This window comes from Anaerostipes hadrus ATCC 29173 = JCM 17467, from assembly GCF_030296915.1.
GTDB lineage: Bacteria > Bacillota > Clostridia > Lachnospirales > Lachnospiraceae > Anaerostipes > Anaerostipes hadrus.
Window position 1 is genome coordinate 2475971 of the sequence record NZ_AP028031.1, and the last position, 24905, is coordinate 2500875.

21 protein-coding genes are annotated in these 24905 nt (G+C 35.8%); 3 read left to right on the plus strand and 18 right to left on the minus strand.

Annotation, left to right across the window (positions count from 1 at the left end; all coding sequences use genetic code 11):
- Positions 1-25 precede the first annotated feature (25 nt).
- On the plus strand, positions 26-601 hold the full coding sequence (locus QUE18_RS11960; protein ID WP_009264101.1) for a TetR/AcrR family transcriptional regulator: 576 nt from the start codon (positions 26-28) through the stop codon (positions 599-601).
- 89 nt (positions 602-690) lie between these two features.
- On the opposite strand, the gene QUE18_RS11965 is transcribed toward QUE18_RS11960, so the two are convergent.
- The 3 genes from QUE18_RS11965 to QUE18_RS11975 are packed head-to-tail and all read right to left on the minus strand — an operon-like array spanning position 691 to position 3200.
- Positions 691-1338: a chloramphenicol acetyltransferase gene (locus QUE18_RS11965; RefSeq protein ID WP_008393320.1), complete on the minus strand. Its 648-nt coding sequence runs from the start codon at positions 1336-1338 to the stop codon at positions 691-693.
- Positions 1339-1367: 29 nt separating this feature from the next.
- Positions 1368-2240, minus strand: a complete 873-nt coding sequence (locus QUE18_RS11970) for a pyridoxamine kinase (protein ID WP_008393322.1) — start codon at positions 2238-2240, stop codon at positions 1368-1370.
- 33 nt (positions 2241-2273) lie between these two features.
- Positions 2274-3200 carry a radical SAM protein gene (locus QUE18_RS11975; protein WP_040344041.1) on the minus strand — a complete coding sequence of 309 codons (927 nt, stop codon included), beginning with the start codon at positions 3198-3200 and terminating at the stop codon, positions 2274-2276.
- Positions 3201-3377: 177 nt separating this feature from the next.
- Here QUE18_RS11975 and QUE18_RS11980 point away from each other — a divergent pair, with 177 nt between their 5' ends.
- Entirely contained in the window at positions 3378-4343 is a 966-nt protein-coding gene (locus QUE18_RS11980) for a D-2-hydroxyacid dehydrogenase (protein ID WP_009203145.1), read from the plus strand.
- 397 nt (positions 4344-4740) lie between these two features.
- On the opposite strand, the gene QUE18_RS11985 is transcribed toward QUE18_RS11980, so the two are convergent.
- Together QUE18_RS11985 and QUE18_RS11990 are read right to left on the minus strand one after the other, a co-directional pair.
- Positions 4741-5901, minus strand: a complete 1161-nt coding sequence (locus QUE18_RS11985) for an FprA family A-type flavoprotein (RefSeq protein WP_015530299.1) — start codon at positions 5899-5901, stop codon at positions 4741-4743.
- 196 nt (positions 5902-6097) lie between these two features.
- Positions 6098-7543 (minus strand): 4Fe-4S dicluster domain-containing protein, encoded by a 1446-nt coding sequence (locus tag QUE18_RS11990; RefSeq protein ID WP_009203745.1) that lies wholly within the window; start codon positions 7541-7543, stop codon positions 6098-6100.
- 361 nt (positions 7544-7904) lie between these two features.
- Here QUE18_RS11990 and QUE18_RS11995 point away from each other — a divergent pair, with 361 nt between their 5' ends.
- The gene (locus tag QUE18_RS11995) at positions 7905-9011 is read left to right on the plus strand and encodes a 5-methyltetrahydropteroyltriglutamate--homocysteine S-methyltransferase (RefSeq protein ID WP_009203744.1); all 1107 of its coding nucleotides are present in this window, start codon (positions 7905-7907) and stop codon (positions 9009-9011) included.
- Between the two features lie 79 nt (positions 9012-9090).
- Here QUE18_RS11995 and QUE18_RS12000 read toward each other — a convergent pair whose 3' ends face one another.
- The 13 genes from QUE18_RS12000 to truA all read right to left on the minus strand — a co-directional run bounded on the left by QUE18_RS12000 (position 9091) and on the right by truA (position 24900).
- On the minus strand, positions 9091-9480 hold the full coding sequence (locus tag QUE18_RS12000) for an HI0074 family nucleotidyltransferase substrate-binding subunit (RefSeq protein ID WP_009203743.1): 390 nt from the start codon (positions 9478-9480) through the stop codon (positions 9091-9093).
- Positions 9467-9775 carry a nucleotidyltransferase family protein gene (locus QUE18_RS12005; RefSeq protein WP_040344297.1) on the minus strand — a complete coding sequence of 103 codons (309 nt, stop codon included), beginning with the start codon at positions 9773-9775 and terminating at the stop codon, positions 9467-9469. Before QUE18_RS12005 ends, QUE18_RS12000 begins: the two co-directional genes overlap by 14 nt.
- Before the next feature lie 166 nt (positions 9776-9941).
- The gene (gene eno, locus QUE18_RS12010; protein WP_009203741.1) at positions 9942-11240 is read right to left on the minus strand and encodes a phosphopyruvate hydratase; all 1299 of its coding nucleotides are present in this window, start codon (positions 11238-11240) and stop codon (positions 9942-9944) included.
- Between the two features lie 271 nt (positions 11241-11511).
- The gene (locus QUE18_RS12015) at positions 11512-16266 is read right to left on the minus strand and encodes a triple tyrosine motif-containing protein (protein ID WP_154663010.1); all 4755 of its coding nucleotides are present in this window, start codon (positions 16264-16266) and stop codon (positions 11512-11514) included.
- 361 nt (positions 16267-16627) lie between these two features.
- Positions 16628-19192, minus strand: coding sequence for a leucine-rich repeat protein (locus tag QUE18_RS12020; RefSeq protein ID WP_286257842.1), 2565 nt, complete (start codon positions 19190-19192; stop codon positions 16628-16630).
- 187 nt (positions 19193-19379) lie between these two features.
- A complete protein-coding gene (locus QUE18_RS12025; protein WP_009203738.1) occupies positions 19380-19802 on the minus strand; it encodes an aminotransferase class III-fold pyridoxal phosphate-dependent enzyme in 423 nt (140 codons plus the stop codon).
- 38 nt (positions 19803-19840) lie between these two features.
- Complete coding sequence (locus QUE18_RS12030; protein WP_009203737.1) at positions 19841-19993, minus strand: hypothetical protein; 153 nt, start codon at positions 19991-19993, stop codon at positions 19841-19843.
- A gap of 249 nt (positions 19994-20242) precedes the next feature.
- Positions 20243-20623 (minus strand): PucR family transcriptional regulator ligand-binding domain-containing protein, encoded by a 381-nt coding sequence (locus tag QUE18_RS12035; protein WP_040344295.1) that lies wholly within the window; start codon positions 20621-20623, stop codon positions 20243-20245.
- A gap of 304 nt (positions 20624-20927) precedes the next feature.
- A complete protein-coding gene (locus QUE18_RS12040) occupies positions 20928-21833 on the minus strand; it encodes an Abi family protein (protein WP_009203733.1) in 906 nt (301 codons plus the stop codon).
- A 271-nt stretch (positions 21834-22104) separates the two neighbouring features.
- Entirely contained in the window at positions 22105-22497 is a 393-nt protein-coding gene (gene rpsI / locus QUE18_RS12045; RefSeq protein WP_022091912.1) for a 30S ribosomal protein S9, read from the minus strand.
- A 21-nt stretch (positions 22498-22518) separates the two neighbouring features.
- On the minus strand, positions 22519-22953 hold the full coding sequence (gene rplM / locus QUE18_RS12050) for a 50S ribosomal protein L13 (protein WP_009203732.1): 435 nt from the start codon (positions 22951-22953) through the stop codon (positions 22519-22521).
- Positions 22954-23210: 257 nt separating this feature from the next.
- A complete protein-coding gene (locus tag QUE18_RS12055) occupies positions 23211-24152 on the minus strand; it encodes an AEC family transporter (protein ID WP_009203731.1) in 942 nt (313 codons plus the stop codon).
- On the minus strand, positions 24142-24900 hold the full coding sequence (gene truA / locus QUE18_RS12060; protein WP_009203730.1) for a tRNA pseudouridine(38-40) synthase TruA: 759 nt from the start codon (positions 24898-24900) through the stop codon (positions 24142-24144). The genes QUE18_RS12055 and truA overlap by 11 nt, the downstream gene beginning before the upstream one ends.
- Between the last annotated feature and the right edge of the window lie 5 nt (positions 24901-24905).

Below are 24905 nucleotides of genomic sequence, written 5' to 3' on the forward strand. Positions count from 1 at the left end.
ATATGATTTTAAAGGAGTTTTTGATATGGTAGAGAAGAAAACTGATCGTCGTATTTTGAAAACAAAACGTGCGCTCAGAGAGAGCCTGCTTTATTTATTAAAAGAACAGCCAATACAAAAAATATCCGTTTCCCGCCTATGTGAGAAATCGGATATTAACCGCAGTACATTTTATACGTATTATTCCAGTCCGATGGATCTTCTGGAGTCGATTGAAGATGAAATTTTAAATACACTAGAAGAAGATATGATCCAGTTTGAGAAGGAAAATTCAATTTCACAGTTGATGAATTCTATTATCTTTTATATCAGTGAGCATAAGCAGTTAGTAAGATTGTTGTTCTCAGACCATGGTGATCCAGGATTTCAAAATAAACTTCTGCTTGCCACCCAACACTGGACCATGCCAATGTGGCAGAGCCGACGGCCTGATTACGATGCCGAGGCTTTGTCTTCTTTGCATATTTATATTGTAAGCGGATGCATGGCTGTTATCCGACAGTGGATCACGGGTGATTTTAAAGAGTCTGAGGAGGAAATTTCATCAATGTTGGAGAAGTTGTCCGCTTCTACTTCGGCTGGATTTTTGCAAGGGAAATAAATAAAATGGATTTTCATAATACATGCTGCTATTATAATCATCGATTTTTTCACTTAAAAATGAATTATAAACTTTGATCAATGCATCAATTACTGATCAATTACAAATTCATCTAATACTTCCTGCAGTCTTTCAAAGAACATACTAGCATGATATCCATCTGCGGATGCATGAGATATCGTCAAAGCAGCAGACAGCTTTCTTCTGCCCTCTTCTTCCACATATTTTCCAAATGTAATGATCGGAAATAGATTTGGTCTTCCGGTTGGCACCCATGTGCTGTAGCCTGTGAAATCCATCCATGGCACACAGGAGATACAAAAGAAGTTTGGCGGCTGCCCTTCTTTTCCTTTGGGTCCTTTGACATCTTTGTATGTTTCCATATCATTTATAATGTTTTGATAGCATGTCTGAAAATCATCATCATAATAAGACCAGATGTCTGAAAATGTATGATCATCTTTGTGAAAGATCGTAAAGTTTGGATGCATCACATCAAAATAACCCGGTCTTCCTTCCTGATCGACTCCCATTTTAAATTCTCTTTTCTCATTGACAACTTTTCCTGTGCAGTAAATAAATGCCGGATAAAACTTTAATCCACATTTTTTGACCTGCTGATACAGATTTTCCACATCTAGACGTACTGTAACAGTATAACCGCATGGTATCATCTGCATATAATATTCAAAATGTTTCTGTCGTTCCCATTTTTCTGGGTCTAGTAAATAAAACATGTCAGACACCTCCTTTTTAGCTTTCGATATCAGATCATTTCATATCCACCTAAAACTACCGGCATTTTCAATACTTCCAATACTCTCTCAAGCAATACTCCTTCCCTGTTTGGATAATCAAATCCATAACTTGCCTTGATTGCCTGTGTGATAAACTGCACACCCTTATCCAGTGCGATTGGCAGACTGTCTCCGTCTAACAGACTTCCTATCATAACAGAAGTATAAGCATCTCCTGTTCCCGGATAAAATGTTGGGATATAACGGCATTTTATCTTCCAATATGTATTACAAGTTCTATCGTAAGCGATCACATTAGAATCTTTATCTTTCTCTTTATCTGGAACACTTGTCACAACAATGATATCTGGTCCCATATCAGACAAACGTTTTACCCATTCTTTGATCTCTTCATCGGTTGTTGTCTGTTTGTATTCTTCCCCTAATAAAAGACTTACTTCTGTAAAATTGGGTGTAATAATGTCAGCTTTTGTTACCAGACGTTTCATTCCTTCAACTAATCCTTGATCCATCGTTGAATACAAGTTTCCATTATCTCCAAGGACTGGATCGATCACAACCATATTATCCTCTGTTCCAAAATCATCAATAAATCCGGAAACGATCTCAATCTGACGTTCAGATCCTAAGAATCCAGAATAAATACAGTCAAAATCGATATTTAGCTCTTTCCAATGATCGATATAGTCCTGCATATGATCTGTAAAGTCTACAAAACTAAAGGTATCAAATCCCCCAGTATGATTGGAAAGGATCGCTGTCGGCAATGGACAGACCTGCACTCCCATGGATGAAAGGATGGGAATGATCGCTGTCAACGAAGCTCTTCCAAAACCAGACAGATCATGAATTGCTGCCACTCTTTTTACACTATGCTTCATTTTGTTTCTCCTTTTTATAATCCGATCATTGTACTATTTTAAACGGAACGTCAGGATTCCTTTGTAATCGATCACATGGATCGCTTCATCTTTTTTCATCTGTTCCATCATCGCTTCTGGATCTTTCACATCTCTGCTTTCTAAGAATCCTCGTACTTCAAACTGATTCATAGGATGTCTTCCGATAATGGATTTAACCGCTTCATAGTCATCTTCAATCTCACTGAAAAATGCACCAGAACTCATCATCTCAATCGAAATACCACCAAGTGTCTCAACCGCATATCGCATGCGTTCTTCAGATACGACATTCACATCTGCTTCTGCTGGCGGACGAACTGGTGTATTTAAGTATAGTCTGTCATATTTTAATTCTTTTAATAATTCTTGAAACTTAAGAATAGACTGCTCATCATCGTTGATCCCATCAACTAGCATGATTTCCAACCAAAGTTCTCCTTCATACATGTGAGTGAACTTTTTGAGACCTTCAAATTCTTCTTCAAATTTGATCGTTCCATAAGGTCTGTCAATCTTCTTGGAAATTTCCTGGTTATAAGCATCCAGAGATGGCAATACCATATCAGCATGACATAATTCTTCTCTGACTTGTGGATCAGAAAGCAACGCACCATTTGTGATCACTGCGACTGGCTTGTCTGTTAATGCTTTCAGAGCAACTACTAATTCACCAAGATTTGCTGCTAAAGTAGGTTCTCCTTCTCCAACGACCGTTACGATATCAAATTTATCAGAGTCTTTGAGATACTGTTTAAATTCCGCTATGATATCTTCTGTTTTATAAAATTCCTTACGTTTATTTGTCATTTTATCGGTTCTTCCTAATTGACAGTAGATGCAGGAATAGTTACATGTCTTCTTAGGCAGTGGACTGATACCTAAGGATCTTCCTAGTCTTCTGGATGGGATCGGACCAAATACATATTTAAAATCGTTCATATTGATATTTCCTTTTCCTATTATTTTTGTATAATTCTTATTATACGGCACGTATACAAAATTTGTCTATATGAATCGTTCTTTGAAAACTCCTGAAATTTAATTTCTATGGGTTTTCTTTCTATAACTCTTGCGTTACAATAGTATAAAATAAACAGGAGGATATTAAGTAATTCAATGAAAAAAGATAAAAACATTCTGGTTGTTATGCCAGTAAAAGACGAACATAAAAAAACATTAGAACAACATTCCCAAGGCAATAAATTTATATACAGTTCATACGATAATGTAACTCAGGAAATGGTTCAGGAAGCAAATGTTATCATTGGAAATGTAGATCCATTTTACTTACAGGAAGCAAAAAACTTAGAATGGCTGCAGCTTAATTCAGCAGGGGCTGATCCTTATGTGAAGAAAGGCGTTCTTCCTGAAGATGTAATATTGACGAATGCTACAGGAGCCTATGGACCAAGCGTTGCAGAACATATGCTGGCAGTCTTATTTTCCCTGCAAAAGAAATTACATCTATACAGAGATAACCAAAATCAATGTGAATGGCAAGATGAAGGAGGTGTCATGTCCTTATGCGGAGGAACACTTCTGATCGTGGGACTCGGTGACATCGGATTATACTTTGCAAGATTAATGAAAAATTTTGACTACCATATCATCGGAATCAAACGAAGACCAGGGCAGGTACCGCAAGATATCGATGAACTCCATACCATGGATGATCTGGATAAATTGCTGCCCAAAGCAGATGTTGTATTATCTGTACTTCCAGATTCTAAAGCAACACGAAATATCTTCAATAAAGATCGTTTTGAAAAAATGAAGAACACCTCAATCTTGCTAAATGCAGGAAGAGGCAGTGCAGTTAATACAGAGGATCTTTGCGAAGCATTGATCCAAGGACAGATTTATGGAGCAGGACTGGATGTTACAGACCCAGAACCGCTGCAAACGCAACATAAATTATGGAACGTGGAAAATGTGATCATAACTCCACACGTAGCCGGAGATTTTCATCATCCTGCAACTTTATATCGAATCGTAGATATTATAGCTGGAAACCTGCAAAGGTATCTGGAAGGAGAACAATTGATGAATATTGTTGATACTACGACTGGATGTAAACTCTGATTGATAGTGTTGCATGTATGAGTCAGAAAGAACAAGAGAAGAAATATTTATAAGAATAAAGGGTGACACTCAACATACACACCACTTAAGTTTTCCAATCTTGTAATTGTCCACACTTTAGACTTCTGGTATATGATAAAAAATAAATAAGCAACCGAAAACGCAGCATTGGAATTTTGCCATATTTTGAACAAATTCGCAGCCCAATTGGACGAGTGTCTGAGCTTCAAAGACTTTTGTCTGAAACAAAACTTCAGAGCGAGTTCTCGTAGGAAATTGGGCGGATAAGCGATTTGTTCAAAATGTGAGCAAAATTCCACCGCTGCGTTTTCGGTTGCTTATTTATTTTTTATCATATACTGAAAGACTACAGTTGGCCAACTTACAAATTTAAAATTTACAGTAAATTATCAGCTAATTCTTCCATAGTCTTAATATTCTCATCATTCATCGTAGATTTAATCGTTACAACTGGATCTACCATCTCGATATTCTTAAATCCTTCTACGATACCTTTCATGATTTTTGCTGCCATTGGTGCCCATGATCCATTTTCCATAAATGCAACTTTACGTTTCTGATAGTTCTTAGCTTTTAAGTGATGTAAAAAGTCTTCCATGCATGGGAAGATTCCTGCATCGTATGTTGCTGCTGCCAGTACCAGTCTGTCATAGCGGAATGCATCTTCGATCACTTCTGCCATATCATCTCTGGAAAGGTCTGCTACTACAACTTTTGGAGCTCCTTTTGCTTCTAAGATTTCTGCTAATTTCTTTGCTGCAGCTGCTGTATTTCCATGGATAGATGCGTATGCGATCAGGATTCCTTCGTTCTCTGGCTCATATTTGCTCCATGTGTCGTATAATCCAATATAATATCCAAGGTTTTCTTTTAAAATTGGTCCGTGTAATGGACAGATGATCTCAATATCTAATCCTGCGGCTTTCTTTAAGAGATTCTGTACCTGTACTCCGTATTTACCACAGATATTGAAATAATAACGTCTTGCTTCACATGCCCAATCTTCATCTGCATCTAAAGCTCCGAATTTACCAAATCCATCTGCTGAGAATAAGATTTTCTCTGATGTTTCATATGCTACCATAACTTCTGGCCAGTGAACCATTGGTGCCATAACGAACTGTAATGTATGAGATCCAAGAGATAATGTATCTCCTTCTTTTACTACGACTTTACGTCCTTCTAGATCAAATGTAAAGAACTGAGGGATCATATTAAATGTCTTGGCATTACCTACAACCTTAGCTTCTGGATATTTTTCTGCTAATACCTGTAAGCTTGCAGCATGGTCTGGTTCCATATGAGATACTACAATGTAATCTACGTTTCTTCCATCTAATGCTTCTTCTAAGTTTACAAGCCATTCATCTGTCTTGCATGCATCCACAGTATCCATAACGGCTACTTTCTCATCTAAGATCACATAAGAGTTATAAGAAACACCATTTGGTACTACATACTGGCTCTCAAATAAGTCAATGTCATGATCGTCTACACCAATATATTTTACTGAATCTGTAACTTTAATATCCTTCATTGTCTTACCTCCAAAATTAAATTCATTTTGCTTTTTCAACTTTTCTTACTATAACATAGTTTTGCCAAAATATCTACTAGTAATAGTTACTATTTCTAATACAATTTCTTTTCAGATACAAAGATCCCCAAAACAAAACTTCAATCTTGCTCCAGGGATTCTTTATCATCTCTTTGGATGCTTCATGCAACTCTGATTATCTATGCATTGAGAAGCTATCCATATCATAACGTTTTAAGTTGTCTGTGATCTTGCGATCATCTGCGGATTTGATCATTGTTTCTCTGACTTTACGAGCTTTAATGATCTCTTCGTTACGGCTTGGTCCACCAACGCATCCGCCTTCGCATGCCATACCTTCGATGAAGTCTTCTGGTAATCTTCCTCTCTGTAAGAACATTAAAGCTTTCTTACATTCTGCTGCACCGTTAGCTTTGCATACTTTGATATCTTCGTTCTGTTCTGTCTCTTTCATGTATTCTAATACAGAATCTGTTACTCCACCAGAGTTTCCATAGAATTTACCGAAGATCGTAGAATCCTGATATGTATTCTCTGCTGGTTCTAATTCTACGTCTTTTGCTTTCAGAATTGCTAAGATCTCGTTGTAGTTTAATGCATAATCTGCATTTCCTTCGATCTTCTGGTCTGCCACTTCTGATTTCTTGGCTACACATGGTCCAACAAATACTGTAACTGCATCTGGATCTTTTGCTTTGATCATTCTTGATACTGCACACATTGGGGATACTGTTGTAGAAATCATATCTGCAAGATCTGGATAATGTTTGCGAATCATGTTTACGAATCCTGGACAGCATGAAGTTGTTTTCTTCTCGCCGTTTCTGTAAGCTTCTAACCATTCTTCTGCTTCGCTGCATGTTGTCATATCTCCACCTAAACCTGCTTCGATCAGATCTTCAAATCCAGCTTTCTTTACTGCCTGTCTCCAGCTTTCCATTGTAATATCTTTACCAAACTGTCCTTCTGTTGCTGGGGCAAGGATCGCGTAGACTTTCTTACCTGCTTTCAAGTCTGCGATAACGTTTGTGATCCATGTCTTTGTTCCGATCGCACCGAATGGACATTTTGCTGCACACTGTCCACAACGGATACATTTTTCTTCATCGATCACTGATACTCCATACTCATCATAAGAAATTGCATCTACTGGACAGCTGTCTTTACATGGTCTTGATACATGAGCGATCGCATTGTATGGACAGGCTTTTGCACACATACCACATTCCTTACATTTCTGAGGATCGATTCTTGATCTTGTATGTCCTGGTTCGATCGCTCCGAAACGACATGCTTTGATACAGTCTTTTCCAAGACAATTCTGACAGTTGTTTGTTACAACATAGCTTGAGATCGGACAGTCAGCACATGCTGATTTAATTACCTGCACGATATTTCCATCATCTTCTGCTCCTGGAGCTTTACCTTCTGCTAAACGAATTCTCTGTCTTACGATTTCTCTTTCTTTGTAGATGCAGCAACGGAATGTTGGTTCTGGTCCTTCGATCATCTTCTCTGGGATCAGATCTCTTTCTTCTTCTAAAGTCCCTTCAAACGATGCCTTTGCTACGAAATACAGTACATCTTTTTTCAGATTCTGAATGCTTGTTACATCATACATAATAGTTTACCCTTCCTTAAAAAACACTTAACTAAAACACCCTAGATATTGTTATTTTTTTATCTATGTGCATTATAACAAATATTTTCTTTTTTCTCTACAATGCTTAAAGAAAAGTACAAAAAATATGCAATTTTTTTAAAATTGTACAATTAACATTTTCTTAACGATGACTTTGTCCGTATATTGCATACAATTATTGTTAAAAGAAAGACACAATTATCTGAAAATTTTTATCATTATAACTTGAAGTTATGGCAAACTATTATTTTTATGTATTTCACAAGCCTTATTCTATCTGTTATTGTATAGCTTATCGATAGAAAATTATTAGACTTATATAAATGGAAAGGATAGATTTATGAGACCATACAGATATGATATTGTTGGTAGTTTTTTAAGACCAGATTATTTAAAAGATGCACGTGCTGAATATGCAGAAGGAACTTTATCTGCAGACCAGTTGCGTGAAGTTGAAGATAAAGCGATCAAAGAGTTAGTTGAAAAAGAGAAAGCTGTTGGATTAAAAGCAGTTACTGACGGAGAATTAAGACGTCGCTATTGGCATCTTGATTTCCTTGCTTCCTTAGTCGGAGTCGAGGAGATCAAAGCTGATCACTGGTCTGTTGCTTTTAAGGGACATCAGCCAAAAGCCGCAACTCTTGAGATTGTTGACAAAATTGATTTTGATGAAAACAGTGAATTCTTAGATCATTTCTCTTACTTGAAAGAAATTGCTGGGGATGTTGACTGCAAGATGACAATTCCTTCTCCTGCAATGCTTCATCTGATCTGTTGTGTTCGTGGAAGCGAAACTTATAAAGCGATCGATCGTTATAAAAATGAAGATGATCTGTATCATGAGATTGCTCTTGCTTATCAGAAAGCGATCAAAGCATTCTATGCTCGTGGATGCCGTTATTTACAGTTTGATGATACATCTTGGGGTGAATTCTGTGATCAGAATAAACGCGACGATTACGCAAGCCGTGGTCTTGACCTTGACCAGATTGCTAAGAATTATGTGAAAATGATCAACGAAGCTTTAGAAGCTAAACCTGAGGATATGACAATTACAATGCATATCTGCCGTGGTAACTTCCGTTCTACATGGTTCTCTTCTGGTGGATATGAACCAGTAGCTGAGACTTTATTCGGTGGATGTAAGATCGATGGTTTCTTCTTAGAATATGATAGTGACCGTTCCGGTGATTTCAAACCATTACGTTTTATTAAAGATCAGAAGGTTGTGTTAGGTCTTGTTACTTCTAAGGATCCAGAACTTGAAGATAAAAATGAGATTAAAGAACGTATTAAAGAGGCTGCTCAGTATGTTGCCCTTGACCAGCTTTGCTTAAGTCCTCAGTGTGGTTTTTCTTCTACAGAAGAAGGAAATATCTTAACCGATGAAGATCAGTGGAAGAAGATGTCTCTGATTAAGGAGATTGCTGAGGAAGTCTGGGGATAGGATATCCGTGATACATATTTCATAATAATATAGTAAATAAAAGAATCCGGCATTACATTTTTGTGTTTGCCGGATTTCTTTATATCCAATTTTCATCTATTTCTTTTTTCAACTGGCAAAACATATCATAAAATTTTTCTTTTGCCTGTGAAATAATTGATAATGCAATATTCTGATTATAAGAATGTGTTACATTATTTCTTTCTCTTAATGCTTTTAACCACAGATCTTCATCTTTGATCATCCCAGCTTTATATGCTGTTTTTAGAATAATCTTCGGTGACCCTGTTGCACCTTCCTCGTATCCATGATTTTGTAAGATTTCTTTCATCATCTTCCATGACTGTTCAAATGTAATTTCATATAATCCTACCAAACCTGTTAACACTACGTTATCATAAGGCTCTTCATAATTATAAATATCTTTCATATTAATTAATGCTTGACAAAAGTTTTCATATTTTTTCATAAATAATCTTTCCCTCCTTTTGTATGGATTCTAGCAGTTCTGGTTGCATAGGTTCATCTAAATCTACGATATCATATTCTAATAATGTTGTTGTCTCCTCTTCAACATCCAATGCAAAACGATCAATGTCTCCACCTTTCACTGCCAGATCGATATCACTCGTTCTTTTGTAATCTCCCCTTGAACGTGAACCAAATAAAAGGACTTGTTCTACATTGTATTTTTGAGCTAATTCACAGATCTCATTGATCACTTGTTGTTTGATTCCTGTTTGTTCTATTATAATTTTATCCATTCTCATTTATTTCCCTTAATCTCTTCATTTCTATCCAAATAAGTGCTTTCTATTATAGCATACTCTCTTATATTTTCTTATAAAAAATCAAAGAAAAAAGCCTCTGGATACTAAATCCAGAGACTTAAAAGTGCTATTATTTACGTTTTTTATAATTGCGTTCTTCTTATTTTACGTTGAAGGCTTTAATTCCAGGATATACGGCACTGTCTCCTAAAGCTTCTTCGATTCTTAATAACTGGTTGTATTTCGCAACACGTTCTGATCTTGAAGGTGCTCCTGTCTTGATCTGGCATGTATTTAATGCGACGGCTAAGTCTGCGATCGTTGTATCTGCTGTTTCTCCGGAACGATGAGATGTTACAGCTGTGTATCCTGCTTTGTGTGCCATCTTGATCGCTTCTAATGTTTCAGAGATAGATCCAATCTGGTTTAATTTGATCAGGATAGAGTTTCCTGCTCCCATTTCGATACCTTTGGAAAGTCTTTCTGTATTTGTTACAAATAAGTCATCTCCTACTAACTGTACTTTATCTCCAAGTCTTTCTGTCAGTTTCTTCCATCCTTCCCAGTCTTCTTCATCTAATCCGTCTTCAATAGAGATGATTGGGTATTTCTCGCATAATGCAGCCCAATGCTCGATCAGTTCTTCTGCTGTGTATTCTGTTCCTGCTTTTGGCAGTTTGTAATATCCTTTACCTTTTTCACTCTTCCATTCTGAAGATGCAGCGTCCATAGCGATCTTGAAGTCTTTTCCTGGCTCGTATCCTGCTTTTTTCACTGCTTCTAAGATTGTTTCGATGGCTTCTTCATCTGATTTTAATGCTGGCGCAAATCCACCTTCATCACCTACGGATGTAGCAAGTCCTCTTTCTTTTAAGATTGCGGCTAATGCATGGAATACTTCAGCACACCATCTTAAACATTCTTTGAATGATGGAGCTCCGACTGGCATGATCATAAATTCCTGTACATCAAGTCCTGATGATAATGCATGACATCCACCATTTACAATGTTCATCATTGGAACTGGAAGTCTGTTTCCAGACACTCCGCCTAAGAATCTGTATAGAGGTACTTCAAGAGATGTTGCTGCTGCTCTTGCTGCTGCGATTGATACAGCTAAGATTGCATTTGCTCCGAAGTTTGATTTATCAGCTGTTCCATCTGCATTGATCATTGCTTTATCTACTGCATATGTATCAGAAGCATCTAATCCGATGATTACTTCACTGATCTTTGTATTGATATTTTCTACGGCTTTTGTAACACCTTTTCCTAAATATCTTTCTTTATCTCCGTCTCTTAACTCTAGTGCTTCAAATTCTCCTGTAGATGCACCACTTGGAGCTGTTCCTCTTGCAACTGTTCCATCAACTAATGTAATCTCAGCTTCTACGGTTGGATTTCCTCTGGAATCTAGGATTTCTCTTCCGACTACTTTTTCAATTTCTAAATAATTCATTTTCGATTGTGACTCCTTTCCCTATACATAGCAGTACTCCTCGCTGGAAGAAGGGTAAGCTTCCAGTTTGAGATCGTTTTGTTGCAGGTGTTGATCTCAATCGAGGAGTCCACATGATTCATTCACGTTTTTAGTTAGTGTTGTCTAACTGTTATTTATGATACTAGATTTGGATGGAAAAATCAATGGGTGCATGTGATAATAATTATCATATACACCCTGGTTTAACTAACTTATGAATTTAAGATTTATTCTTGATTTCTACTTCATCTTATTTCTTCAATTTCATCGGCTTCTTATATCCACTCTTCTTTCCAAACAGTTTCTTATATTTCTTATACTGTTTCTTTGGCACTTTGATCACGGCTTTCTTGTGGATTCCTTTGATCGCATTCTTTCCTACTTTCTTAAGTACTGTGGATTTGATCGTGATGGATTTTAAGTTCTTACATCCATTGAAGGCATTATCTTCAATTGTCTGTACGTTCTTGCCGATCGTTAGTTTCTTTAGTTTTGTTCTTTTGTATAAGGCTTTCTTTTTAATAGTTACGACTTTGCATTTTATACCATTGATCGTGATGTAGTCTGGAATTACAATAGATGATTTCTTTTTATCTAGGCTTGTAATGGTCACCTGAGCGTTTTGGGCATTTTCTACCTTTGTGACTTTATAGATTATTCCATTCGCTGTTGCTGTCTGGTTTGCTTTAACGCCTACACTTACATTGCTATTTGTATTTGGTTTCTGTGTTGTTGGCTGTCCATTTTCACTCGAACCTAAGCCTCCGTTGTTTGATCCATGATTTCCAGAGTCTGGATCTTTAACTGGTGGTTTTTCTTCTCCTTTTTGGATAATCTTAATTCCTTTCCAAGAATCTGTTACTGTATTTCCTGCTGCATCTTTTGCTTTAACATAGATTGTGTAAGTTCCTTCTTTTTCCGGTACCCATTTACATTCTGAATCAGATGTAAACTCTTGAATGATTTCTTGATTTCCCTCACTATCTTCTGTATAGAATTTATATTGGAGATTCGTAGCTTTTGGATCTGCAGAAAGCTGTATGATATCTCCAACTTTTGCTGAATCTTCTATATCTGTATCCAGTTCAATAAATGTCTGACCAGTTAAAGCAATCTCAGCTGTTGTGTAATGTGTTATATCATCTGGTGTAAATTTAACAACTGCCTGGTAATCACCTAACGGTAATTTGTCATCTTCTTTCTCAATTGTCCATGTTCCTGATACTGCCTGCATTTTTTCACCGATTAATGCAACAGCATCTTTTTCCAAAGGAATATTCTTCTTTGTCTTATGTTGATCATATTTTATTCTTTTCAAACTGGTTCCAGATAATGTTGGTCTCTGTTTTTCTACATCGACTATTACACTTCCTTCGTAGTCTTTATATTTCTTATTCTGAGGAACAAATACATATGCTATCTTTGTTTTTCCTGGCTCTGGTATTTCATCTGGATTTTTAAATTTAAGACTTCCATAAACTTTTTCTCCATCTTTTGTTTCAAGAGTTACATAGGTGGATTTTAATCCAATATAAGAAGTTTTCTCTCCATAAGTCAGGGTATTTTTGTTCAAAATATCTGTTGTTAAATCTTCTTTTGGTTCTATTGTGATCTGATCCGTCAGATGAATTTTAATTGCAATGGTAATATCTTCATAATTATCACTCTCTATCGTAAGACGAATTGTCGCTGTATCCCCAATCTTTCCCGTTTGATTTACCCAATAAGAATATGTATGCTGTTTGTTTGCAGTTGAAAACTCGTGATACTCAAGAATTTTATGATCATCCTGAATCTCTTCTTTTTGGTCTTTTATTTTAATATCTTCTGGTAACAGCTGTGTTAAATTGATTTTTTCCATATCTGATCCTGATGTATATGGATATTTTTTTGTAATATCTGAAATCTCTGGTGCTTTTAATTTGGAAACTTCGATATCTTTGATCGCTGTCTTATAATTTCTTCCATTTACCTGAACATAAACCGTATATTTTCCTGCTGCCATTGGTTTCCACTGGCATTTTGTTTCTTTGGAATATGCCTGGATCGTTTTTTCATATCCTGTTTCGTCCTCATAGAAAAATTTATATGTACGATTAGGAGAACTGTCAATTGTGTCTGGATCGATTGAAAAATCAATGGTATCTCCACAAGATACTTTGGTTTTTGGTGCTAATAATCTTAGATTTACTACAACATCGACTTTCTGTGTCGCTTTTTCATAATTGTTTAGATCATCTGGTGTAAATATAAGTGTCATTGTACTTTTTCCTACATATAAAACACTATTTGGACTCTCCAAACTCCATGTACCTGAAACTTCTTTTTCCACTCCATCATAAGTTGCCGTTGCTTTTCCTGGTTCAAAATGAAGATCTTTTCTACATTTTCCTTTCGCATACATAATTTCATCCACAGTTACCTTACTTAATTGTGGAGTTGCTTTTTTCACTGCGATTGTTACACTTCCTGTATAACTTTCGTATTGATCTTTGTCTGGTATAAAAGTATATTCTGCTGATTTTGTTCCTGCCGTTGGAATCCTATCTGGATCTGTAAATTCCAGTTTACCAGTAACTTCACTTCCATCTTCTGCTATAAATTTTGTCTTCGTTGTATTTAATTTTAAGTCTGAGATTTTCTGTCCATAGGTTAGTTCATTGTTTCCTTCAATTGCTGGTTCTTCCCCTTCTTTTGGAGCAATGGAAAGCTTATCTGTTAATGTGATATTGACATTGAAAGTCATGTCTTCATAATTATCACTTTTTACCGTAAATTGAATCTTAGACTGATCTCCAGCTTTTCCTGCTTTACTTACGTTATAGGTGTAGCTTGTGTCTGTTTTTGCTGCTTCAGATACAAGATTACCTGATAAATTCGTAATCTTTGCTTCGTACGTTGCATTGGAAATATCGGATGGAAGATAATCTTTTAGATTGATCTTCTGATCTTTTGCTCCAATGGTATAACAATATGTCTTATCAATATCCTGAATTTTCGTTTGTTTTTTAACTACTGTAACATTTTCCAGTGATTTTTTCTCAATGTTTCCCTCAGAGTCTTTCACTTTTACATAAAGTGTGTGCTTTCCAAGTGTTGTCGGTGTCCATTCACAGGTTGATTTTGAAGAATAATCCTGAATCTCTGTCTGGTCTCCATTTTCATTTTCTTCATAGAATTTATATTGTAAATTTCCTGATCCATTTTGGGCTTCAGCAGATAACTGAACTTTTTCTCCTATTTTAGGATTGGCTGCAGCTGCTTCGAATTTGGTGATCTTTAGTGGATCATATACAGTAATTTTGTATGTTTTTACACTTGTCTGATTATATTTTGGTCTGATCGTTACGGTTGATGTTCCTGCTTTCTTAGCAATCAGTTTTATGTCAATTCCGCTGGACTTCTCAACGGATATTACATTTTCATCAGTAGAAGTAACTTCTAGTTCTGTATTTGTTTCTATACTGGAATCGGAACTTGTTGTTTTATATTGGATATAGGATGCCATCGTTGTTCCTGTTTTCTGTTTCCATCCATTTTCACGCCAATAATAAGTATTACCGGTTGTCTCACTGTTTTTCCAATACAATTTATCTAATGTTATTTTCTTTTCTATCTTTACAGCATCACATGCTGTGCAACGGAACGTGATCGTATCATCCGTATCTAGATCTTTGTCATACACATACTGATGTCCATTATGAATTTCTGTTACATTATGATCCGTTAAATCGGTTGTATTAATATCATAGAAATTGATATCTCCATTTTTCCATGTATACCAGACAACTTTTCCATTGGAGATCACTGGCTGACAGTCAGATAAACTTCCTGTAAAATGCTGAATCTCTCCTACTTTCTGTCCATTGTTGTCTACGATTGCTGTATACACTTGATCTCCCTTTGTCCATAAAACCATAAATCTGGTTCCTGAGATCTTAACCATCTGCGGAGTCGTTGTTGTTTCTTCTCCTTCATCGTAATTTGTCAGATAGTTAATTTTTACATCTGATGTGCTCTTATCGACTGCTGCCACGAATACATTTCTTGTATTATAGGAATCAAAGTTTTTGTCCTGTTTCACTGTATTCGCTGCTACAAGATAATGATCATCAGATATTTCAAAGCCTCCGGCACTAGCTCCTGTTGCATTATTTCCAATGCTTCCTTCAAATTGCAACACTGGAATTTTTGTACATTGGGTATAATAACCTGGTGAAAATTTACCTTTTGTAAAATCGGTCTGATATTTTAAAATTATAAAATCCCTTGGATATGCATCTCCATGGTCTAAGGCAATAATATGTCCGTCTTCTGTTTTTACAAATTGATTAAAGGAATGGCTTACATATCCATAATTATTATTAGCAACTGAAGTATATGAATCTGTAATCTCCATCTGATCAATATCTATCTGAATCGTTACATTCGCCTGATGGCCATTATACATCTCATGACATGTTCGAATGATCATGTACTTTCCTGAAACATCCATTCTGCATGATCCTGCATCAAATGGATATGTCGTATTACAATTTTTCAATCCGGTAGATTTTATTTTATTCCATTTTTTATCATATTTTGTAATTCGATATACTTCCAGATCATTATCTTCATCCTTATTAATTTGACCTGTTATAATATAATAATTATCTTTTGTCGCATAAAATCCACCAAATACAGGCAATTCTTCATCTACAAGCTTGGTATCTGTCAAATTATAGTTCTTGTCATAATATTCAACTAATAATCCGCCAATCTTACTTCCATATTGCACCCTCATCAATGAACCATCATCCTCTGCTACAAGATATGATTTCATAGGATTTGTCCATCTGGAATAATTCTGCGCCCCAACATTACTTCCTTCATACGTTGTGCACTGTGTCTTCACTGCTGTATTTGTTGCAGCTTTTACTTTTTTTCCATGATATCCGCCACTCATCGTAATGATCATCGCGAGTGAGAGCATCATAGAAATCCCTTTTTTGATCTCTTTTTTCATATGTTCCTCCATTCTTAATTTATTTACACTATGTTATTTCTATTTTAACATTTTTATCCTTAAAATAAAATTTTTTCATATAATTCTTATACGTTATTTTCAATTGAATAGAAAGATGTTGACTAAATCATAAAAACCCCAGTTTATCCGTCTTTCTTTTGTTAATGCTCTTGTATATCAGCTGTTGTGATATTGCCTGTTGAATGATGTGGTCTATGACGGTTGGAATGCCAAGTTCACACACTCTACCGGGCGGCTTCGGGACTTTAACCCGTTAGAAACATGCGCCGTTAGGCTCACTATAAAAAATAGCCAAAATGACCAACTATGTGAATCGCTCTAGCTATTTTTCTACTTCATCTTATTTCTTCAATCTCATCGGCTTCTTAAATCCGCTCTTCTTTCCAAATAGTTTCTTATATTTCTTATACTGTTTCTTTAGCACTTTGATCACGGCTTTCTTGTGGATTCCTTTGATCGCATTCTTTCCTACTTTCTTAAGTACTGTGGATTTGATCGTGATGGATTTTAAGTTCTTACATCCATTGAAGGCATTATCTTCAATTGTCTGTACGTTCTTGCCGATTGTTAGTTTCTTTAGTTTTCTTCCTTTGTATAAGACTTTCTTTTTAATAGATACAACTTTGCATTTTACCCCATTGATCGTGATGTAGTCTGGGATGATGATGGATGATTTCTTTTTGTCTAGGCTTGTAATGGTTACCTGAGCGTTTTTAGCGTTTTCTACCTTTGTGACTTTGTAGGTAACTCCCTTCACTGTTGCTGTCTGGTTTGCTTTAACGCCTACACTTACATTGCTATTTGTATTTGGTTTCTGTGTTGTTGGCTGTCCATTTTCACTCGAACCTAAGCCTCCGTTGTTTGATCCATGATTTCCAGAGTCTGGATCTTTTACTGGTGTATGTTTTATTACATTGATCGTCAGACTTCCTGTGTATGATTTGTATTGTTCATCATCTGGTGTGAATGTATATTCTACGGTTTTTGTTCCAACTTCCGGCATCTGGTCTGGATTGTTGAATTTTAATGTTCCGGCTACCTCTGTTCCATCTGGAGTTACAAATTTGGCTTTGGATGTATTTAATTTTAGATCAGAGATCTTCTGTCCATAATACAGTTCATTGCTTCCTTCTATTGCCGGCTCAGCTCCTTCTTTTGGAGTAATTGTAATTTTATCAATTACTGTGCTCTGTGATGGATCATATACAGTAATCTTATATGTTATTGCACTTGTCTGATTATATTTTGGCTTGATCGTTACCGTTGATGTTCCAACTTTCTTAGCAATCAGATTGATATTAACTCCCAACGCTTTCTCAATGGATATTACACTTTCATCCGTAGAGGTAACTTCTATGTCTGTATTTGCATCCAAACTTATTGGTGTATATTGGATCCAGGATGTCATGATCGTTCCTGTTTTTTGTCTCCATCCGCTTCCTTGAACCCAATAATTACCATCAACTGATTCACTGTTTCTCCAATATATTTGATCAAAAGTAATCTTCTTTTCTATCTTTTCAGCACCACACACTGTACAGCGGAACGTGATCGTATCATCCGTATCAGATTTTGGATCATATGAATACTCATGTCCATTATGAATCTCTGTTACATGATGATCTGTTACATTTGTTGTATTGATATCATAAAAACTAATATCTTCATTGTTCCATGTATACCATACTACTTTATTTCCTGAAACAACTGGCTGGCAGTCTGATAGATTTCCTTCAAAATGATGGATCGTTCCGACTTTTTCTCCATGATCGTCAACCAGTGTATAGTATACCTGATCTCCTTTGGTCCATAAGACCATAAACCGAGTTCCTGAAATCTTCACTAATTGAGGTGTTGTTGTTGTTTCTTCTCCTTCTGCATAATCTGTCAGGTAATTGATTTTCACATCTGATGTGCTCTTATCGACTGCTGCCACGAATACATTCCTTGTTTTATGACTGCTAAAGTCGCTGTCCTGAACTACTGTATTGGCTGCCACGAGGTAATGATCATCAGAGATTTCAAAACCTCCAACGCTGGCTCCTGTTTTATTATTCCCTGCAGTTCCTTCAAATTGCAACACTGGTATTTTTGTACATGGAGAAGAATAACCAGGTAAAAATTTACCTGTTGTTAAATCTGTCTGATATTTAAAAATCATAAAGGATCTTGGATATGCATCTCCATGGTCTAATGCAATGATATGTCCATCTTCGATTTTAACAAACTGATTGAAGGAATGACTTACATATCCATAATTATTATTCACAACTGATGTACATGAATCTGTAATCTCCATCTTATCAATATCTACCTGAATCGTTACATTCGCCTGATGACCATTATACATCTCATGACATGTACGAATGATCATATACTTTCCTGAAACATCTATTCTGCATGATCCTGCACCAAATGGATACGTTGTATTGCATTTTTTTAGTCCTGTAGACCCTATTCTATTCCACTTTTTATCATATTTTGTAATTCGGTATACTTCCAGATCGTTATCTTTGTCTTTATTATTCTGCCCTGTCACAACATAGTAATTATCATCGGTTGCATAGAATCCACCAAATACAGGTAATTCCTCATCTATGATCTTCATGCTTGTCAGATTATAATCCTTATCATAATATTCAACTAATAATCCACCAATCTTACTTCCATACTGTACACGCATAAACGAACCATCACTCTGTGCCGTAAGATATGATTCCATAGGATACGACCATATAATATAATTCTGTCCTCTAACATTACTTCCTTTATACGTCGCACACTGCTTTTTCACTGCTGTATTTGTTGCAGCTTTTACTTTTTTTCCTTGATATCCAACACTCATCGTAAGGATCATCGCGAGTGAAAGTATCATGGAAATCCCTTTTTTCATCTCTTTTTTCATAGGTTTCTCCATTCTTAATTTATTTACACTATGTAGCTTTTATTTTAACATTTTTATCCTAAAAATAAAATCTTTCCATATATTTTTTACATGTGAAAAATGACACATCCATTTTCAAACAGACATGCCATTTTTCTTGTTTTGTGTATTGTATTTTGATAAAAAGAAATTTCTGAAAATATTTTGTTTAGATCATCGCATCCACGTCAGCTAAAACTTCATCCATGATCGCCATAGCATCACGAAGTTCTGTTTCTGTAATGATCAATGGTGGCGCCACAATAATATTGTTTTCGTGGCTGTAGGTTGAGAATCCTTTTTTCTTTAACACCCCAATAATTCCTCCCAAGATGTTTTCTGGATCTTTATTGTATTCCACTAATGGTTCTTTTGTTTCTTTGTCTTTGACTAACTCGATCGCAGAGAATAATCCTTTGTATCTGACATCTCCGACACATGGATGTTTTCTCTTTAATTCTTCTTCAATCTGTCCTAAGATCTTACCCATCGCTTTGGAACGTTCAACCAATTTTTCTTCTTTATATACATCTAAAGTTGCAATTCCTGCGGCACAAGCAAGAGGATGTCCGGAGTATGTTAAACCGCACATTAATTTGTGATCATCGAAGTAATCTGCAATCTTCTTGTCTACGATGACACCTTTACATTTCCTACACGTTCCATGACCTTACCAGATACGATCAGAGCCTTTTTTCCGGCTGTTTGGAATTCATTTTCTGCATCTTGTAATGCACCTTTTCCTGTAATGACTTTTCCTGGCATTACAAACTCATGACTCATATTATCCGCCTCCTTGTTGGTCGTTTTGTTATTTCTTTTAACAATTTAGATGACAACACTTTCATTTTTTCCTACCAATATCCATATATTCTAAAGATTTTCATATCTCTTTGTCCATAGTAGACAAAGACCTTGTTATTTTCGTGCAAAAAAGATGATCCATTTCTGAATCATCTTTCCTCTTAGCTTTCCCGATGAAAAAATTTTTGTATTTTAAATGCCAGCCGAAGATTAAACTGCACATTAACATCATGAATATCTTTCTTTAATAATTCCTGAAATGATCCTTGTGATCGGAACATCATATGGAAGTGTCATCAGTGGAATATTTAGTTTCTGTGCATGATCGATCCATTCTTGTGTTACATCTTTGATATATGGTCCAATCTCCACCACGATTCCTGCTGCATAATTTTTCGCAACCGTTTCAATAAGTAGTTTCATTTCGTTGTCAATATCGTGAAATCCAACACCGCTTGTAAATACCAACTCACCTCTGCCTGCCCAGTTTACTCCATCTGCCATCTCAATCACATGAGCTCCTGTGATCTCTCTTAATAAAATATTATTTCCTGTCAGCAATTTTCCTTTCTGAAAATCTTTTAACTGAAAAAGTTCTTCATATTTCATATGTATCACCTCATTTGCGCTATGTATGATCATGAAACTTAAATCCTCTAATAAAAAGAAAAAGCCTTCCAATAGATTTCTCCATTGAAAGGCTCTGTATATTCTTCGTATCTTCCGTAACGTATGATTAACTCTTGCAGAACATCAAATATTGATTTTAAAACATTCAAACACATTTTGTCAGTTACGTGTTCGTTACCGAAAATATCTCTCATGTTATCCACACTGCTTTATGCAAAAAAAATTGGGAACGAGTAAAGACCCATTCCCTACAAAAAGTTAATTTTTTAATCGTGTATATATTTTAACACGCTTCATTTATATAGTCAACAACTTTTTTTACAAAAAAATATGCTGTTTTTATGCATTCATTTTTATCAAAATACTCTTTATTTTTTATTGCACGACCATCTATAAATACTTGTATCTGCTTAAACCTCTTCTCTTTCACAACATCTGCATTAATAAATTCATTGTAAACATAAAGCAATGTAACAAAATCATACAAAAACTTATTACTCAATTTGTTCTTTCTCATAGATGCACCTATTCCATCTATATTTGAAACAAATTTTATAATTTTAACAGATGGCTTATTTGTTCCTTTTTGAAGTTTATTTATCAGGCAATTACTATGTGCAGTTGCATTTCTTAAATCCCTTATTGAATACAACAAGTCACTATCTTTTAAACGCCCTGGATACCTCTCCGTATAATACTCATACAACTTCACCATATCTCCAAAAGATATTAATTCTACAAATACCCATGCAGGAAAATATGGATAATACTTCTCTATCAATTCTCTGCAATATTCACTAGATTTGTGTTTCTGTATATTTTGACAACTTCTCTCATACTTTGTAACAAATCTTCTAATAATATCATAACCATCTTCTTCTGGATTATCCTCTATATCTTTTAACAATCTGGTTTTTAAAGCATGTTCGACATCAAGACACATTTGCAATATTAAATACCGTAAATGCATATCAATGGTTGACAATTCCTGCAAATAAGCAAAATCAAGATTTATGTACTTATCGCTACTTTTTTGCTTGTCATAATTGGCTCTATAAGATGCTAGTTTCATGTAGTAATTATTATTTTGAAGAAATACCTTTGCATCTTCTTCTTTAGCTATATCAAATTTTATTCCCTTTATTTTCATATGAGATATCAATTCGTCACTTGTTTTAAGTAATTTCATAAAAATTCCCCTTTGTTCTTTCTATCATTATACTCCACTACAATTGATAATAAAAGACATTTTTCAACATCATATCTTCTTATATACAAATTACTGAGAAAGAGTTATTTTAATTATGGTGATCATTTGTCAGTTACCTGTTAGTTGTGTGTTAGTTACCGATAGATTTTCGTGTGTTTTGAGGATGTTTGATAGATTTTCAGAATATAAAGAAAACCCCGAAAATACTGGATTTTCGGGGTTTGTTGCTCTTTTTCGATATTCGGTTGAATTAACGTTTTGAGAACTGTGGTGCACGACGTGCTTTGCGAAGACCTGGTTTCTTTCTTTCTTTCATTCTTGGGTCTCTTGTTAAGAATCCAGCTTTCTTTAATGTTGAACGGAATTCTCCATCAACCTGTAATAAAGCTCTGGAAATACCATGACGGATTGCTCCAGCCTGTCCTGTAAATCCACCACCATGAACGTTTACTAATACATCATATTTGTCAATTGTATCTGTTGCAACTAATGGCTGACGTACAACTACTTTTAATGTTTCTAATCCAAGATATTCATCAATATCTCTTTTGTTGATTGTGATTTTTCCTGTTCCAGGTACTAAATATACTCTGGCAACACTGTGTTTTCTTCTACCAGTTCCGTAATATTTTGCTGTAGCCACTGCTTCTTCCTCCTTCAAAAATTAATACTTGATCTCTAATGCTTTTGGCTGCTGAGCTACATGGTTGTGCTCTGCACCTGCATATACGTGAAGTTTCTTAATCATCTGTCTTCCTAAAGGTCCTTTTGGAAGCATTCCTTTAACTGCAAGATAGATTACGTCTTCAGGTTTTTTAGCTAATTTTTCTTTTAATGTCTGTTCTTTCATTCCACCAACATAGTCTGAATGATGATAGTAGATCTTCTGGTCTAATTTCTTACCAGTTACTTTGATCTTCTCAGCGTTGATAACGATCACGTTATCTCCTGTATCGATATGTGGTGTATAAGTTGGTTTGTTTTTACCTCTTAAGATTGTTGCGATCTCAGATGCTAAACGTCCTAATGTATGTCCTGTAGCATCAACTACATACCATTCTCTTTCAATTGTTGATGGGCTGGCCATAAAACTTTTCATGGTGTTCCTCCTTAAAATTTCTATCAATCATATGTGTCTATATTAAATACTCCCACCGGGGCATTGGGGTAGTATTCTCTTGCATGTCACAGTTTCTTATTATATAATACGCAGCCGGGTGTGTCAAGATTTTTTCTTGTTGTTTTTGATAAATTTTTGATGTTATCCACAAGATGGTCTTGATTTCAAAATTTTATCCACAATATATGGGTATATTATGTCCGTATATGTTAAAACATTGTTGATAAATCTCAATGTCAAATAAGATATGCTACAATCGGCAACGTTATGATCGATAACAGTGTTGTCAGTACGATTCCTCTGCTGCAAATGGAACTGTCTAATCCATAATCGATTGCCATCATCACTGCCATGCTTCCATTTGGCATTCCAAACATTAATACCATGATCCCCGAGAGAACAGGATCTAAATGAAACAGCCGGATCGCAAATGCTGCAATCATTGGGATCACCAGCATCTTTAAAAATGTAAACTGATACATCTTGATGTCTTTGAAAACTTCGATCAGTGGCATCTTCGCTAAAGATACCCCGGTAATGATCATGGAGAGTGGGATTGCTGCATTTCCTAAGTATTGTACAAAACTTACCGCAGGTGCTGGTGCGTCGATCTGAAATGCAAAAATCAATAACGCAGCCAGACATGCGACCATTCCTGGATTGATCATCTTTTTCCAGTGGAATATAATCTTAGCTTTTTGTCCTGTCTGCATGGCACGTTCTTTCTCAAAAAGATAAATTCCATAGGTGTAAAAGAGAATATTATATACCAGTGTATACAGTGCTACATAAAAAATAGCTCCTCTACCGTATAATTCTTCAATGATCGGAATCCCCATAAATCCAAGATTCGAAAAGATCAGCATCACTGCATAGATATTTCTTTCATCTTTTTTTACACCTAGAATACGAACAAATGCCGGACTGATCAGGATCAATACCACAAATAAGATCACTGCAAGGATCAGGTCCATGATCACAAGATTCCAGTTTCCATTTCCAACGGAACCGATCACGCCAGATATGATCAATGCAGGATTAAATATATTTACGATCAGTCCTGATATCTGTGAACTTGTATCATCACTGATCCATTTTTTCTTATAACTTAGGTATCCGATCAGCATAAAACCAAACAATACTAACAATTTCTGAAATATGATAAAGCTATTCTGCATTCTCGCGGTCCTCCGGATATTCGATCTGAATTAATGTCAAGCCTTTTGCTGGAAGTTTTGGTCCTGGTGTAACTCTTTCTTTGGATGCTAAGATTTCTTTGACCCATTGTGGTTCTTGTTTTCCTCTTCCGACCTCTAAAAGCGTTCCTGCCATTAAACGTACCATATTATAGAGAAAACCGCTTCCTGTGACTCTCATCGTGATATATCTGCCATTTTGTGTCACATCACATTCGTAAATCTCTCTGACATAGGATGTAACCTGTGCTTTACTGCTGCACATACTGATAAAACAGTGTTCCCCTAAGAAATAAGAAGCTGCTTCTTTCATTTTCTCCACATCAAGTGGTACATATACAAAATGATGATGTCTGCTTGTCACGGGATTATCGTATCTTGCATTGTAAAAGGTATATTCATATGTCTTTCTTGTATCCTGAAACCTTGGATGGTAGTCTAATGGCACTTCTTTGGAGTCCTGAATAATGATATCTTCTGGTAGTCTTGCATTTAATGCTTTTGCCATCTTCTCTCCCGGAATACGGCTTTCCGTGTCGAATACAGCTACATTTCCTAATGCGTGGACTCCTGAATCCGTTCTGCTGGCTCCGATCACTTTGATGTCTTCTCCTGTCAGTTCTGATATATGCTTATTTAAGACACCTTCGACTGTAATCTCGTTTGGCTGTACCTGCCATCCACAATAACCAGTTCCATCATAGGCTACGATTAATTTTACTCGTTTCATCGTAT